The organism is Nocardioides daejeonensis (assembly GCF_003194585.1).
GTDB classification, from domain to species: Bacteria; Actinomycetota; Actinomycetes; order Propionibacteriales; family Nocardioidaceae; genus Nocardioides; species Nocardioides daejeonensis.
Genome location: NZ_QHKZ01000003.1, coordinates 434,254 through 448,514 on the forward strand (window position 1 = coordinate 434,254; position 14,261 = coordinate 448,514).

The 14,261-nt window shown below is 70.8% G+C and carries 14 protein-coding genes; 2 read left to right on the plus strand and 12 right to left on the minus strand.

What is annotated here, in order from left to right:
• Nucleotide 1 precedes the first annotated feature (1 nt).
• From DNK54_RS10150 to DNK54_RS10180, 7 genes are read right to left on the minus strand one after another with little or no spacing between them, the layout of a single operon-like run.
• Nucleotides 2–1,201, minus strand: a complete 1,200-nt coding sequence (locus DNK54_RS10150; RefSeq protein WP_110206836.1) for a thiolase family protein — start codon at nucleotides 1,199–1,201, stop codon at nucleotides 2–4.
• Nucleotides 1,201–1,653: a hotdog family protein gene (locus DNK54_RS10155; RefSeq protein ID WP_204164505.1), complete on the minus strand. Its 453-nt coding sequence runs from the start codon at nucleotides 1,651–1,653 to the stop codon at nucleotides 1,201–1,203. The genes DNK54_RS10150 and DNK54_RS10155 overlap by 1 nt, the downstream gene beginning before the upstream one ends.
• A gap of 13 nt (nucleotides 1,654–1,666) precedes the next feature.
• Nucleotides 1,667–2,167 (minus strand): MaoC family dehydratase, encoded by a 501-nt coding sequence (locus tag DNK54_RS10160; protein ID WP_110206838.1) that lies wholly within the window; start codon nucleotides 2,165–2,167, stop codon nucleotides 1,667–1,669.
• A gap of 34 nt (nucleotides 2,168–2,201) precedes the next feature.
• Entirely contained in the window at nucleotides 2,202–3,485 is a 1,284-nt protein-coding gene (locus tag DNK54_RS10165) for a CaiB/BaiF CoA transferase family protein (RefSeq protein ID WP_110206839.1), read from the minus strand.
• Complete coding sequence (locus DNK54_RS10170; protein ID WP_110206840.1) at nucleotides 3,485–4,696, minus strand: CaiB/BaiF CoA transferase family protein; 1,212 nt, start codon at nucleotides 4,694–4,696, stop codon at nucleotides 3,485–3,487. Before DNK54_RS10170 ends, DNK54_RS10165 begins: the two co-directional genes overlap by 1 nt.
• Nucleotides 4,686–5,798 carry an acyl-CoA dehydrogenase family protein gene (locus DNK54_RS10175; RefSeq protein WP_110206841.1) on the minus strand — a complete coding sequence of 371 codons (1,113 nt, stop codon included), beginning with the start codon at nucleotides 5,796–5,798 and terminating at the stop codon, nucleotides 4,686–4,688. Before DNK54_RS10175 ends, DNK54_RS10170 begins: the two co-directional genes overlap by 11 nt.
• An 18-nt stretch (nucleotides 5,799–5,816) precedes the next feature.
• A complete protein-coding gene (locus tag DNK54_RS10180; RefSeq protein ID WP_110206842.1) occupies nucleotides 5,817–7,001 on the minus strand; it encodes an acyl-CoA dehydrogenase family protein in 1,185 nt (394 codons plus the stop codon).
• 156 nt (nucleotides 7,002–7,157) lie between these two features.
• Between DNK54_RS10180 and DNK54_RS10185 the strand changes: the two genes are divergently transcribed.
• Nucleotides 7,158–7,976, plus strand: coding sequence for an IclR family transcriptional regulator (locus DNK54_RS10185; protein ID WP_204164506.1), 819 nt, complete (start codon nucleotides 7,158–7,160; stop codon nucleotides 7,974–7,976).
• 136 nt (nucleotides 7,977–8,112) lie between these two features.
• The gene (locus tag DNK54_RS10190; protein ID WP_110206843.1) at nucleotides 8,113–8,454 is read left to right on the plus strand and encodes a DUF2200 domain-containing protein; all 342 of its coding nucleotides are present in this window, start codon (nucleotides 8,113–8,115) and stop codon (nucleotides 8,452–8,454) included.
• Between the two features lie 176 nt (nucleotides 8,455–8,630).
• Here DNK54_RS10190 and DNK54_RS10195 read toward each other — a convergent pair whose 3' ends face one another.
• The 5 genes from DNK54_RS10195 to DNK54_RS10215 are packed head-to-tail and all read right to left on the minus strand — an operon-like array spanning nucleotide 8,631 to nucleotide 14,260.
• Nucleotides 8,631–9,602 carry an SDR family NAD(P)-dependent oxidoreductase gene (locus tag DNK54_RS10195; RefSeq protein WP_239460019.1) on the minus strand — a complete coding sequence of 324 codons (972 nt, stop codon included), beginning with the start codon at nucleotides 9,600–9,602 and terminating at the stop codon, nucleotides 8,631–8,633.
• A complete protein-coding gene (locus tag DNK54_RS21470) occupies nucleotides 9,599–11,206 on the minus strand; it encodes an acyl-CoA carboxylase subunit beta (protein WP_239460020.1) in 1,608 nt (535 codons plus the stop codon). The genes DNK54_RS10195 and DNK54_RS21470 overlap by 4 nt, the downstream gene beginning before the upstream one ends.
• The gene (casG, locus tag DNK54_RS10205; protein WP_110206844.1) at nucleotides 11,203–12,819 is read right to left on the minus strand and encodes a steroid-24-oyl-CoA synthetase; all 1,617 of its coding nucleotides are present in this window, start codon (nucleotides 12,817–12,819) and stop codon (nucleotides 11,203–11,205) included. Before casG ends, DNK54_RS21470 begins: the two co-directional genes overlap by 4 nt.
• A 35-nt stretch (nucleotides 12,820–12,854) precedes the next feature.
• A complete protein-coding gene (locus DNK54_RS10210) occupies nucleotides 12,855–13,679 on the minus strand; it encodes an SDR family NAD(P)-dependent oxidoreductase (protein WP_110206845.1) in 825 nt (274 codons plus the stop codon).
• Nucleotides 13,676–14,260 (minus strand): PaaI family thioesterase, encoded by a 585-nt coding sequence (locus tag DNK54_RS10215; protein ID WP_110206846.1) that lies wholly within the window; start codon nucleotides 14,258–14,260, stop codon nucleotides 13,676–13,678. Before DNK54_RS10215 ends, DNK54_RS10210 begins: the two co-directional genes overlap by 4 nt.
• Nucleotide 14,261 lies beyond the last annotated feature (1 nt).

Consider the following 14,261-nt stretch of genomic DNA (forward strand, 5'->3'; position numbering starts at 1 on the left):
GTCACTCTCCCTGCAGGAGCAGGGCGACCTGCTCGCTCATGATTCCGCCGTTGCCGGTGACGAAGGCGGTATGACAGTCGGCGACCTGAGCGTCACCCGCGCGACCCATCACCTGGCGGGCACCGTCGACGACGTGGTGCATGCCGCCGGCCATCCCCGCCTGGCCGAAGGAGAGCTGGCCACCCGCCGTGTTCACCGGGAAGTCGCCGCGGAAGGTCAGGTCGTGCTCGCGCACCCAGGACATGCCGGTGCCCTTGGCGCAGAATCCGGCGTCCTCGAGACTCATCAGCACGGTGATCGTGTAGCAGTCGTAGATCGACGCCATGTCGACGTCCGTCCGCTCGAGCCCGGCCATCGTGAACGCCCGGTCCGCGGCACGTGCGATGGGCGTGCGCACCAGGTCGTCGGCGTACGTCGGGGTCTTGAAGGCGACGTGCTCGCCGAAGCCCTTGACCCACACCGGACGGTTGCGTGCTCGCTTGGCGAGATCGGCGTTGACGATCAGCACGCCGGCCCCGCCGTGCACCCGCATCACGACCTCGAGCATGTGGATCGGGTCGGCGATCATCGGCGAGTCCAGCACGTCCTGGGTCGTGATCGGCTTGCCGTGGAAGATCGCACCGGGGTGCGCGCACGCGTTGGTGCGCTGGGCGACCGCGATCGCCGCCGTCGCCTCCGGGTCGTAGCCGAACTCGGCGGCGTACCGCTGGGCGATCTGGGCGTACGGGCCGTTCTGGCCGACGTTGCCGTAGGGAATCTCGAACTCAGCCTGGGGCGAGCCGTAGTTGTTGCTGGAAGCGCCGTACCAGCCGGGGTCGACCGCAGGACGGCGCTGCGAGCGGGGGACGGCCAGCGACCCCGGAACCACCGCGAGTACGGCGTCACAGATGCCGAGCTCGACGGCGGCAGCGGCGCGCCACACCATGCCGGCCGCGGTCGCGCCGCCCAGGTCCACCCGCTCACCGAAGTCGAGCGGAAGTCCCAGGTACTCCGAGAGCGTGGCCGGCGCGAACATCGCCGACTCGCCGATCCCATGCGTGACCAGGCCATTGACCAGCGTCGGCTCGAGGCCTGCGTCGGCACAGACCTGCTGCGCCAGCCGTGCGTACTGGTCGATCGTGAACGCGGGCTGGGCATCCTTGAGCTTCAGCGCCGGGAGCTCGGCGATGCCGACGATCGCGGCCTCTCCGCGCAGCCCCATCAGGCACCAGCCCCGATGACGGCCCGGGCCGGAAGCGAAACGATCGCAGTGCCCGGCATCAGCACGGTCTCCCCACGTCGACCGGCGATCTCCAAGTCGACCAGGCCGGTGCCGTCGCCCTGGCCGCGCACCGCGGTGACGGTGCCGCCGAAGAGCAGCGTCTCGCCGGGCAGTGCCGTGGCGCGGTTCTGCACCGAGAAGGTGACTAGGCGGCCCGAGGCGCCTACCCAGTCGGTCACCGCGCGGGCCAACAGGGCCGCCTGGAGCGGCCCCTGCACCAGGACGTTGTCGTAGCCCTCCTTGTCACGCGCCCAGTCCTTGTCGTAGTGGATCCGGTGCGCGTTGTAGGTGGCCGCCGAGAAGAGGAACATCTGGGTCTCGTCGACCACCACCTCCAGCGTCGGCAGGACGTCGCCGATCGCGACGTCTTCGAAGCAGACCTGCTCGCTCATCGTCATCCCTCGCTCAGGGTCGGGCGATCATCGAGGTGGTGGCCTCGGCCACCAGCTCGTCGCGTTGGTTGGTGTAGGTGGTGCGCCAGGTGACCAGCACGAAGCGGCCCGAGCGGCCATGCTTCTCCACGATCGAATCGATGACGCGCACCATGGTCAGCTCGTCGCGGTGATAGGCCGGCAGGTGGAACGTCGTCGACTCGCCACCGGCCATCCGCTTGGGAGCATCGGGGAACTGCAGGTTGCCGCTGGCCGCACCCGAGGAGCCGTCGGCGCGCAGCGCGGACATCGGGGTCACCCCGAGCACCGCGTACTGCAGGTAGAGCGGCGGGCAGATCACGTCGTCGTACCCGTGGGCTCGGGCGTGTTCGGCGTCGAACCACAGCGGGTTCTCGTCGCCGACCGCGACCGCCCAGCGCTGCCAGTCACGGCGGTTCACCTCGCCGGTGGCGCGGGCGGCCTCGGTGCCCACGCGGGCGGCCACCTCGTCGGGGATCAGCGAAAGCTCGGTCATCGTTGCCTCTCGGAACTCAGGCTGGTCTCGGGTCTCAGACCAGTTGGTGATCGGTGACCAGGCCGCGTGCGACCAGGTCGTCGTACTTCTCACGGGGCATGCCCAGGAGGGTGAGGTAGACGTACTCGTTGTCCTCGCCGAAGCCCGGCACCGGCCGTCCCCAGGCGAGCTCGAAGTCGTCGCTGCGCCACGGGTGCCCCGGGTAGCGGTGGGTGCCGATCGACGGGTGGCTCCGCTCTCGGAACCAGCCGCGGGCGGCCAGGTGCGGGTCTTCGAGCAGCCGTGGCTCAGACATCACCTCGGCCACCGGGACACCCGCGGCGACCAGCTCCGCCACCACCGCGTCCACAGGCCGGGCTGCGCACCAAGTGCCGATCCGCTGCCGGACGGCCGCGCTGTGCGTACGCCGCCCGGCCGCATCCGCCCCCAGCGCACGCAGCTCGTCGTCGTCCAGGACGCCGTTCAGGGCCGCCCAGTCGCGGTCGTCGCGTACCGAGACCGCGACCCAGCGGTCGGCGTCCGCGGTGGCGAAGACGTCCTGCAGGGCATGCGGGTCGGTGTTGCCGAGCACCTCGGGGTCGCGGTCGTTGAACTGCCGGTCGAGGAAGTACTCGCCGATCTCGACCAGTACGTTCTCGGCCTGGGCGATCTCGACGAGTCCGCCGCGTCCGGTGTTCTCCCGGTCCCACAAAGCGGCCTCCACCGCAAAGGCGACGCCGGCCGGTGCGGCCTCGTCCATGTGGTAGTTCTCGCCGGCGGAGTCGGGCTCCTCGCCCTCGTAGCCGTCCATCGCGGCGATCCCGACGAGCGAGTTGAAGTTCGGTCCGTAGCCGAGGTAACCGCTCATCGGACCGGTCATGCCCAAGGGGGGCATCCGGGCGACGACGAGGCGCGGATTCACCTCCAGCAGCCGCTCGTGGCCGATGCCGAGCTTCTCCAACACGCCATTGGTGTTGTTCTCGAGAAGGACGTCGCTGATCCGGACCAGATCGAGGAATGCCTCGTGCCCCTCGGGGGTGTCCAGGTTCATGCTGACGGCGAGCTTGTTGCGTGCGTGCCAGTTGAAGACCGCGGACCGATCGTAGGGGCGCGCACCCGGATCCTTGTCGGGATAGGTGCCCCCGTGGTAGCCCGTGGCGGCGATCGACTCCTTGGTCGTGCGGGCCGAGACCTGGCGGCTCATCCGGTCGTTGCCCTCGACCCGGATGACCTCGGCGCCCAGGTCGCCGAGCAGCGCCGCTGCCCCCGGCCCGGACCAGACCACGGTCAGATCGACCACGCGGATGCCGCTCAGCGGCAGATCGGTCGCGTCCGTCATCAGGCAACTCCCTCTTCTGCGAGCTCCGCGCGGATCTCCGCGCCGTGCTGGTCCAGCAGGGGCGCGGTGGTGCGCAGCGCGAAGCCACGCTCCATGCGCCAGGGGGCTCCGGCGTACTCCAGACGCCCGGCAACCGGGTGGTCGGCGGCGACGAAGACACCGCGCTGCCGGAAGTGCTCGTGGTCCATCACCTCGGAGACGGACAGGTACGCCGTCACCGGGATGCGGCGCGCCTCCGCGGCCTCCATCACCTCGACCTTGGGACGCTGCGCGATCCAGTCCGCAACGTAGGCGAGGAACTCCTCACGGTCCTGCCCGGCGACGGTCTGTCTGTCCAGGTAGCGCTCCCGGAAGCCGGGGTCGTCGGCACCGACGAGCTCCACGAAACGGTTCCAGAAGACCTGGTTGGTCACATAGACCATGACGAAGCCGTCGCTGGCGCGGAAAGGCCCGGTGAACGTCGCCCCGTGCCGGTGCGGACTGCGCGCGCCGCGCGGTGCGGTCATGCCCGAGTACGCCGCCGAGAGCAGGTAGGACGCCCTCCGGTCGGCACCGGCAAGCAGCACCTCCTGGCCGGAGACGTCCAGCGTCGCGCCCTTGCCGGTACGCCGCGCCCGCAGCACGGCGGCCATCGTCGCCTGCGCTGCCGAACGGCCCACCGTGTAGTGCTCGAGCAGGCCGGGCTTGCGCAGCGGAGCACGGTCGGCCTGGCCGGTCGCGTTCATCGGCCCGCCGGTGGCCTGCAGCACGAGGCCACTGGCCTCCCGGTCCCGATAGGGCCCGGTCTGGCCGAAGGCACTGATCCGGGTGAGGACGAGACCCGGATTGACGGCCCGCAGCACGTCGGGGCCGAGGCCGAGATCTTCGAGGTGGCCGGGGCGGAACGACTCCACCACGGCATGCGAGCGTCGCACCAGGGCGAGCAGCACCTCGCGGTCGGCGTCGTCGCGCAGGTCGAGCACGACCGAGCGCTTGTTGGTGTTGAGGTGCAGGAAGAGCGCGCTCCGCTCCGGGTCGGGACGGTCCTCGGGAAATGGTCCCCAGGCACGAGTGAAGCTGCCCTCCCCTGGCTTCTCGACCTTGATCACGTCGGCGCCGAAGTCGGCGAACGTCTTGGTGGCGAACTCGCCGGCGACCCACCGAGAGAGGTCGAGCACCCGAATGTCGGAGAGCACCTGGCGGCCCTGCTGTGCAGTGGAGTCAGGAGTCAAGGCCGACCTCCTCGGCGAGCCAGGAAGCGGCGGTGTCGGCGGTGCCGTCGAGCGTGGCGAGCACCCGGGCCCGCTCGGACCACAGGTGCAGGTCGGTCTCGAGCACGTAGCCCATGCCTCCGTGCAACTGATGGGCATCGAGGGTGGCGACCTTCGCCGCCTTGGTGGCGTGCATCCGGGCCACGGCCGACTCACGCACTCCCGACTCGCCGCGGCCCAGCGCGGCTACCGCGGCGAGCGCGGAGAGCCGTGCTGCCTGGATGCCGATGTGCATGTCGGCGACCAGGTGCTGGGCCGCCTGGAAGGAGCCGAGGGGCCGCCCGAACTGGTGGCGCTCGCGCACGTGCTCGACCGCCCGGCGCAGTGCCTCCTCGGCCACGCCGACCAGCTCGACGCAGTGCAGCGCGGCCACGGCGTGGGAGACGGCCCGCAGCTGCGGCGCGCCCAGCGGAGCCGTCACGTCGGCATCCTCGACACCGACCCCGTCGAGAACGAGCCGGAACTGCCCGGGCCCGCCCATGACGTCGAGCGGCTCCGACCGGACACCGTCGGCCCGCGCGGCGAGGACGACTCCGATCGTCTCCCCCTCCGCGTCCGCGGTGACCAGCACCCGGTCAGCAAGGTCGAGATCGGGAACGTACTCGGCCTGCCCGGAGATCCGCCACCTCGCGCCGTCGCGCTGCGCCGTGAAGGCTGGGCGGGCGTCGTGGGCGTTGCCGGGGGCGGCCAGGGCGATCGTGCCGCGCAGCTCGCCGGCACTCAGCGCGGGTAGGTGGCGGGCCCGCAGGTCGTCTCCGCCGAGGCGATCGACGGCGATGCCGAACGCCAGCGTGCTGGTCACCACCGAGGGCGCCAGCGCACGTCCGGCCTCGAGCACGTAGGTGGCGACGTCGTCGAGACGACCTCCCATGCCGCCGTACTCCTCGGCGAAGGGGAGGCCGAGCACCCCGGCGGCGGTCAACGACTTCCACAGCGTGGCGGGGAACCGGTCGGCGCCGGGTTCGCGCAGCGACCGCACCAGGGTGGTCGGGCACTCGGCCGCCAACAGGTCGTGCAACATCGCGCGGAGGTCTCGTTCCTCCGGGCTCGCGACGAGTTTCATGCTTCCTCCTGGTCTCGGTCAGCGTCCATAGCTGGGCAGGGCGTGGCCGCGTTGCGCGATGACGTCGCGCAGCACCTCGTTGGTGCCGGCGCCGAAGCGGAGCAGCGGCGCAGTGCGGTAGAGGCGCTCGTAGGCGCCGGCCAGCGGAGCCTCGGGGTTGCGGTGCGCCAGCAGACCCGCGGGCCCGAGCAGATCCATCGCCGTGTCGGCGATCCGCTGCCGCAGCTCGCTGGTGAAGATCTTCTCGGTGCTCACCTGCACCGTGGGGATGGTTCCCTCCGCCAGCAGCGAAGCCGCCTCGTAGCCCATCAGGGTGGCGGCTTCCACGTCGGCGACCAGGCCCGCGAGACGGCGTACGGCGACCGGATCGTCGGCGGGGACGGTGCCGTCGGCCTGAGGCTGGCGAGCGAGCTCGACCAGGTCCTCGACGGAACGACGCAGGTCTCCGGCGTTGGTGAGCGCGCCGCGCTCGAGGTCGAGAGCACCGGTGATGTAGCGCCAGCCCTGGTTGACCTCGCCGATCAGGTTCGTGGCAGGCACCCGCACGTCGTCGAAGAAGGCCTCGTTGGTGCGGTAGCCCGACCAGGCGATGAGCGGGCGGATCTGCACTCCGGGGTGGTCGATCGGCACGATGATCACCGAGATGCCCTTGTGACGCGGAGCGTCCGGGTCGGTACGCACGCAGAGCCACTCGTGCGTGGAGCGCTGCGCGCCGCTGTTCCAGATCTTGGAGCCGTTGATCACCCACTCGCCCGTGCTCTCGTCGAGCACCGCCCGGGTGCGCAGCGAGGCGAGGTCGGTGCCGGCGTCCGGCTCGGAGTAGCCGACCGCGCAGATCATCTCGCCACGGGCGATGGGCGGCAGGAACTCGGCCTTGTTCTGCTCGGTGCCGTGCCGCATGATCATCGGTGCCACCGAGGTGACCGTGAGGTCCGGGCCCGGCACGCCCCAGTACTCGAACTCGCTCACCAGCAGGTGTTGGTGCACGGCGCTGAGGCCGAGTCCGCCGTACTCCACCGGCCAGTTGAGCCCGAACCAGCCCTTCTCCCCGATGGCCCGCCGGAACGCCGCAACCTCGCCGCCCTTGAACTCGAGATCGTGCTCGGCGAGCTCGGCCTTCAAGGCCGGCGTCACGTGGGCACTGAGGAACTCCCGCACCTCCGCCAGCCAGGCCCGCTGGTCGTCGTCCAACTCGAACTGCATCACACCAACCGTCCGTCGATTCGAACTATTTCGAACAGTAATAACAGGCCGTACTCTGGTCTCGCCAGGATCAATCCAGCAGAATGAGACTCGGGTCACCCAAGCAAATGCTAGGTTGTGAACAGCAACTGTTCCGGGAACGGAGGACGACGCGCCATGACGACGATGCCGGTAGACCTGTCCACGACGGCGATCACCAGGGGTGCCGCGGACGATCGGTCGCCGCGGCCCGGTGTGGTGGAACGCCTCACCCAGATCCTTGATGTCTTCACCCACGCCACCGATCGGCTCCTGCTCGACGACATCACCGACGCCACCGGGCTGCCTCGCTCCACGGCCTTCCGGCTGCTGACGCAGATGGTCGAGCTCGACTGGCTGGAGCACGACGTCGCCGGCTACCAGCTCGGCGCGCGTGCCCTGCGGATCGGGATGCGCGGCCATGATCACTCCAACGTACGCGCGGCCGCCGCCGACCAGCTCAACGTGCTGCAGCTGCGCACCGGCGGCGTCGCGCACCTCTCCGTCCTCGAGGGATCGAGCGTCCACTACCTCGACAAGGTCGGCGGCCAGGCGTTGGCAAGCATCCCCTCCGCAGTCGGGTCTCGCCTCCGCGCCGACACCACCGCCAGCGGCCGCGCGCTGCTCGCGGGCATCGAGCCCGAGAGCGTCGACGCGATGTTCACCCGCTTCTCCACTCCCCCTGGCGAGCTCTCCGCCCTGCACCGGATGCTGGTCCGGGTGCGCCAGCAGCACGGCCTCTCCATCACCCGCCCCGAGGTCTGCCGTCTCGGCATCGGCACCGTCGCCGCCCCGGTCCTCGGCCCCCAGGGCCCGGTCGCCGCCATCTCCGTCGCCCTCCGCGGCGGCCCACGCATCGACCAGATCGCCCCCCTCGTCGCCCACGCCGCTCGCCGTACCTCCCAGATCCTCTTCCCCAACTGGACCCCGCCCACCACCCGCCGCCGCGGGCGTTGACCCCACCAGCCCCATACGCCTCAAGATTCCCCGCCCAAGCGGGGAACTTGTCGCTTGTAGGCCGTAGCTACAGCACACAAGCGTGAGTTTCCCCGCCCGGGCGGGGAAACTGACGAGCGCGGCTAGGCTCGGGCAGGTGCACCGGATCTTCACCACGAGCGTCGCGTCGGTCTATCCGCACTACCTGGCGAAGGTGGAGCGGAAGGGACGGACGAAGGCTGAGTTGGACGAGGTGATCTGCTGGCTGACCGGGTACGACGAGACTGAGCTGGCGCGGCGCCTTGCCGCCGGCACGACGTTCGAGGAGTTCTTCGCCGCTGCCCGGATCCACCCGAACGTCAGCCTGATCAAGGGTGTCGTCTGCGGGATCCGCGTCGAGGAGGTCGAGGACCCGTTGATGCAGCAGATCCGCTACCTCGACAAGCTGGTCGACGAGCTCGCTCGGGGCAAGGCGATGGGGAAGGTGCTGCGCGGCTGAGCTCCGGGCTGCCGCGTCGTCCAGACTGCCGCGTGCTCCGGGCTGCACCGTCGTCCAGACTGCCGCGTGCTCCGGGGCTGCCGCGTCGTCCAGGCTGCCGTGAGCACACCGCTGCCTGGTGCGGCGCTGGTGTCGAAAGACGCGTCACAGCCTGGCGAAGCGACCCGAACCCCGCGTTACCGCCCGTCTGTGGAGGCGGAGGAGGCGGCCGAGACGAGCTCCTCGCTGAGCGCCCAGAGCGCGGTGGCGCGCTCGGGGTCGGTGGCGGAGGGACGAACGTCGGAGGAGACGGCACAGTCGGCGAGGTAGAGCCCGCCGCGGCCGTCGAGTTCGGGGGTGGTGGCTGCCCACACGCTGGTCGCGGCACCCTGGGCGGGGGTCGCGAAGGTCATCCTCCGCGGCGGCTCCTCGACCGACACCGACGAGGAGCCAGAGGGCGCCGTGGAGGCGGAGCTCGCGAGCCGCACCATCTCCTTGAAGTCGTCGCGGTCCATGTGGCGGGCGAGGTCGGTGGCGACGGTGCCGGGGTGCACAGCGAAGGAGCGGACCCCAGCGGCCCGCCAGCGCCGGTCGGCCTCGACCGTGAAGAGGATGTTGGCGCTCTTCGCTGCGCCATACGCCGCGAACTTGTCGTAGTCGCGTCGGCGCCAGTCGACGTCGCCCAGCTCCACCTCGCCCAGGCGGTGACCTGCGGAGGAGAGGTTGACGATCCGCGAGCCGTCGCCCAGCAGGGGGCGCAGGGCGGTGGTGAGCGCGAAGTGGCCGAGGTGGTTGGTGCCGAACTGAAGCTCGTGCCCCTGAGCCGTGCGCAACAGCGGCGTGAACATCACCCCGGCGTTGTTGATCAGCACGTCGATCCGCTCCACGAGCCCGGCGAGCTCGACGGCACCCCGGCCGACAGAGACGAGGTCGGCGAGGTCCAGCTCCACCGTGTGCACCAGGGCGGTCGCCACCTCGGCCACCCGCGCCCGCGCCGCCGACAGACGCTCCGCATCGCGACCGGCCAGGACCGTCGAGGCCCCAGCCGCGGCAAGTGCGTACGCCGTCTCCAGGCCCATGCCGGTGGTGGCACCGGTGACCACCACGGTCCGGCCGGTGAGGTCGACACCGTCCAACAGCCGAACGAGCGCCGGATCGAGCGAGCTCACGGCAGCCCACCGACGTGAGCGACCGGCGCGACCGGCTCCGCCTGGCGCCCCCGAGCCAGACGCAGCGCGTCGATCACGGCGTTGCGCAGCTCCCGCGGATCGATCACGTCGTCGTACGTCGCCGAGGAGGCGAGTCGCCATGGTCCCGCAGCCTCGTTGGCGACCAGCGCCTGCTTGGTCTGCTCGTCGGCCCCGGAGGTGGCGCCGCCGACCGCGGCCGGGATGCCACCGAGCGTGGCGCCGGGGAAGGCAAGCGAGACGGTCTGCCCGCCGTAGGCGTTCTGTCCCATCACCGAGCTGCCGAAGCCGAAGGCCTTGCGCAGCGTGACATGGATCTTGGGCACGGTCGTGCGGTGCTGCGCCGCGAAGAAGCGGGCCGCGGAGCGGAGGATCCCGGCACGTTCGGAGACGCTTCCCGCAAGGACGCCGGGATTGTCGGCCAACTGCAGCAACGGCAGGTGGAAGGCGGTGACGTGCTCGACGAACCGTGCCCCCTTCTCCGCCGCCGCCACGTCGATGGCGCCGGCCAGCACCGACGGCTGGTTGGCGACGATCGCGACCGGCTCGCCCTGGATGCGGCCCACTGCGGTGATCAGGGAGCGCCCATAGTCCGGGGAGAGCTCCAACAGGCTGTCCGCGTCGACGAGGTCCGCAAGGACCAGGCGCATGTCGTAGGGCTGCCGGTCGTTCGGCGGCACGACGTCGAGGATCCCCTCGAGGAGCCGGCGCCCGGGCGCCCCCGCCTGCACCGGCGGTCGCTGCCATGCGTTGGAGGGAAGGTGGCCGAGCCAGCGCCGAACCACGGCAACGGCCTGCGCCTGATCGTCGACCACCAGCTGGGCCAGCCCACTGGCCCCGGCATGTACGTCGACGCCCCCCAGCTGCTCCTTCGTCACCGTCTCGCCCAGCGCGGCCTTCACCAGCGGCGGACCGGCGGTGAAGAGCGAGGCGTCGCCGCGCACCATCACCGTCAGGTCGGAGAGCGGCGCAGCGAGGGCGCCGTGGCCGGCCGACGGTCCGGTCACGATCGCCACGGTCGGCACCAGCCCCGAAAGCTCCACCAGCGCCTGCAGGTCGTTGGGGGCGGGCCGATGCGGATGCAGCTGGTTCGTGGCCCGGTGGCCGGCACCCTCAAGGAAGAGCACCAGCGGACACAGCTCGCGACGGGCCAGCTCGGCGAGCCGGGCGCGCTTGCTCGCCGCAGCCACTCCGATGGACCCGCCGGCAACCGTGAAGTCCTCCGACCCGACCAGCACCGGTCGGCCGTCGATGGTGCCCGAGCCGGCTACGAACGCGTCGGCCGGAGTGTCGGCGTCACCGGCAAGCAGGCCGAGCTCGGTGAAGCTGCCCACATCCAGCAACGCGGCGATCCGGGCACGCGCGTCGAGACGGCCGCTGCGGCGTACCTTGTCGAGCTTCTCGGGCCCACCCATCCGGCGGGCCTGCTCACGGCGCCGCTCCAGGCCTGCCAGCAGCGGCTCCCAGGCGTCCCGGTGCTCGCTCGACCCCGTCTGGCTCGCTCGCTGACGCTCGCTCGGCACGGGTTGGCTCGCTCGCTGACGCTCACTCGGCACGGGTTGGCTCGCTCGCTGACGCTCACTCACGGGAGCACCACCTGACGCCGGTTCACCTTGCCGGTGGCATTGCGCGGCAGCTCCTCGGTCGTGACTCGCCATCGTGTCGGCACCTTGTAGCGTGCCAGCCGCTCCCGCAGGAACTCGCGCAGCTCCTCCTCGCTGCAGGCACCGTCCGGGTCGACCACGACGACCGCACTGACCGCCTGGCCGAAGTCGGCATCCGGGACGCCGAGCACGATGCACTCCCGCACCGACGGGTGTGTGACCAGCTGCGCCTCCACCTCAGCGGGATAGACGTTCTCCCCGCCCCGGATGATCAGGTCGGACCGACGCGACGCGATGCGCAGCTGGCCGTCGCGCATGCTGCCGAGGTCCCCAGTACGGAACCAGCCGTCATCGGTGTGCGCCTCCATCGTGGCCCCCGGGTCACGCCAGTAGCCGAGCATCATGTGGACGCCGCGCAGATGGATCTCCCCTTCCACGCCGTCGGCCACCGGGTTCCCGTCGGCGTCGCGCACCTGCACCTGCTGGGTGGGCACGGGACGGCCCACCGTCTCCGGGTCGGCAGCCAGTTCGGCCGCGGTCGCGAGGGTCGCCGCCGTCGACGATTCGGTGAGCCCGTACGTCGTGCCCAGCGACTGGCCGGCAGCCGGGAGGGCCTCCCGCAACCGCTGCTTGAGACTCGGCGAAGACGGTGCGCTGCCTACCGAGATGGTGCGCAACGAGGAGAGGTCGTACGCCGACAGGTCGGCCTCGACGAGCCGCGACAGCATCGTCGGCACGGCTCCCCAGTTGGTCACCCGCTCCTGCTCGATCAGCCGCAGCACACGGTCGATGTCGAACTTCCCCTCGTGGATCACGGCGGTGTCACCGACCGCCATCCGCACGACGGCGAGGTTGTGCAGCGCCGCGATGTGGAAGAGCGGCGTCACCAGCAGGTAGCGACGATCCGTCTGCGGGTGACCGAGCTCGGCCGCCACCGCGTCGTTGAGCAGGTGGAACCAGACTGCCGCCACGACGTTGCGGTGCGAGTGGGTGGCGCCCTTCGGTCGCCCCGTGGTGCCGGAGGTGAAGAAGATGACCGCAGGATCGTCCTCGGCCACCTTCACCTCGGGCAGGTCAGCGCCCCGGAACTCCTCGATCAGCCGCGGCACGTCGTCCTCGATGGCGAGCAGCGGCACCTCCGACTCGCCGAGCACGCGGCGGCGCGGGTCATCGGCGATGACCACGGCCGGCTCGGTGAGGTCGAGCGCATGGGCGAGCTCCGGAGCAGCGCCCATCGCGTTCATGCCGACCGTCACGGCACCGAGCGCCGTGGTCGCCCAGAAGACCATCACCCACTCGGGCGAGTTGGCGGCGCAGATCGCGACGCGGTCGCCAGGTTGCACGCCGTACCGGTCCCGAAGTGCGGTGGCCAGCGCGGCCACCCGGGAGAGGTGCTCGGCGAAGGTGAGCCGCAACCGCGGCGTCACCAGGTACTCACGGTCACCGAACTCCAGCGAGCGACGTAGCAGCTCGCCCACGGAACGCTCACGGTGGGAGAAGACCTCGAGGTCGTGGCCGAGCACGTCCTCCAGACCGATCTCGAAGGGGGCACCGAGCGCGGTCAGCCGAGCAACGACTTCGTCTCGTGTGGTCATGGGGCTCTTTCCTTGCGTTCTCGGTTCGATGGCCATCAGCGGATAGTGAGCTGACCGCCGTCGATGTTCCACGCCTGGCCGGTCACCCACGCCGCCTGGTCGCTGGCGAGGAAGACAGCCGCATGGGCCACCTCGGTCGGCTCGCCGACACGCTGCAGAGGCAGGTTGGCGCGCACGTAGGCCTGCCAGGTGTCGTGGTCCCAGTCGTCGAGACGACTCGTGCCGGTGACTCCCGGGCAGAGCGCGTTGACGCGAACGCCGGACGGGCCGAGTTCCTTCGCCGTCGACGACGTGAGCGACTGCAGGCCGGCCTTCGAGGCGGAGTACGCCCCGGTGCCCGGGCCGCCCAGCTTCCCGCCGATCGAGGAGATGTTGATGATCGCGCCGCCGTTCCCGCTGTCGGCCATCACCCGGCCGAAGGCGCGCGTCATCAGGAACGGACCCCGCAGGTTGATCCGGATCACCCGGTCCCACGCCTCGATGTCGAGGTCCAGCACAGGCACGCGGTCGCCGCCGCGGGAGGCAGCGGCGTTGTTGACCAGCACGTCGACGCGGCCGAACTCGGCGAGCGTACGGTCGCGCAGCGTCTCTACCGCCTCGGCGTCGGAGACGTCCGAGATCACCGGGAGCGCACGGCGCCCGAGCGCCCGCACCTCCTCGGCGACCTGCTCGATGTCGCGCCAGCCCACCTCCTGCTCGTCGGCGGGGTACGTCGACGGGTCGCGTCCGGTGCCGGTGAGCACCACGTCGCAGCCGGCGCGTGCCAGCTCGACCGCGATCGAGCGCCCGATCGAGCGCATCCGCCCGGCTCCGGTGACCACTGCCACCTTGCCGTCCAGTCCGGTGAGTGCATAGGTCATCGAGCTACCTCCACGAAGAGTCCCGTTGCTTCTACGGTGGGTTCACCGTCATGGCTGATCCATCCGCGTGCGGTGTGCTTGCGCCCGGCCGAGCGGACGATCTCGCCGAAGAGCTCGAGCGGCTGGTCGAGCGGCGTACGACGCACGTAGCGGATCTCCAGGGTTCCGGTGACGGCCCGGTAGCCGTTGGCCTGCATCATCGTGCCGAGCACACAGTCCATGAGGTGTGCGGCGTAGCCCCCGTGCAGCGAGTCGGCCGGGCCCTCGTGGATGGCGTTCGCCTCCAGCCGACCGCGAGCGGTGGTGCCCTCGAACGTCATGTCGAAGGGGATCGCCATCGGGTTGTAGGCGAAGGAGCGCCAGGGGACGCCGTTCGCCTTGGCCTTGGCCGGGCCGTCGAAGCCGGCGCGAAGCACGCGGTCCCGGCGGCCGACCCCGAGACGAGCTGCCAGCGCGTCGATCTCGGCACGGGCCGCAGCGACCTCCTCAGGTGGGAGCTCCGTGGTGCCCACGGCAAGCATCAGGTCCCGGGTCGAGAGCACCAGCTCTCCCACCGCGGCCCGCTGAGCCTCGTCGTCCATG

Excerpts from the sequence above, each read along its gene's own strand:
- DNK54_RS10150 (WP_110206836.1), bottom strand. The coding sequence starts at position 1,201 with ATGGGGCTGCGCGGAGAGGCCGCGATCGTCGGCATCGCCGAGCTCCCG.
- DNK54_RS10155 (WP_204164505.1), bottom strand. The coding sequence starts at position 1,653 with ATGAGCGAGCAGGTCTGCTTCGAAGACGTCGCGATCGGCGACGTCCTG.
- DNK54_RS10160 (WP_110206838.1), bottom strand. The coding sequence starts at position 2,167 with ATGACCGAGCTTTCGCTGATCCCCGACGAGGTGGCCGCCCGCGTGGGC.
- DNK54_RS10165 (WP_110206839.1), bottom strand. The coding sequence starts at position 3,485 with ATGACGGACGCGACCGATCTGCCGCTGAGCGGCATCCGCGTGGTCGAT.
- DNK54_RS10175 (WP_110206841.1), bottom strand. The coding sequence starts at position 5,798 with ATGAAACTCGTCGCGAGCCCGGAGGAACGAGACCTCCGCGCGATGTTG.
- DNK54_RS10180 (WP_110206842.1), bottom strand. The coding sequence starts at position 7,001 with ATGCAGTTCGAGTTGGACGACGACCAGCGGGCCTGGCTGGCGGAGGTG.
- DNK54_RS10185 (WP_204164506.1), top strand. The coding sequence starts at position 7,158 with ATGACGACGATGCCGGTAGACCTGTCCACGACGGCGATCACCAGGGGT.
- casG (WP_110206844.1), bottom strand. The coding sequence starts at position 12,819 with ATGACCACACGAGACGAAGTCGTTGCTCGGCTGACCGCGCTCGGTGCC.
- DNK54_RS10210 (WP_110206845.1), bottom strand. The coding sequence starts at position 13,679 with ATGACCTATGCACTCACCGGACTGGACGGCAAGGTGGCAGTGGTCACC.
- DNK54_RS10215 (WP_110206846.1), bottom strand. The coding sequence starts at position 14,260 with ATGGACGACGAGGCTCAGCGGGCCGCGGTGGGAGAGCTGGTGCTCTCG.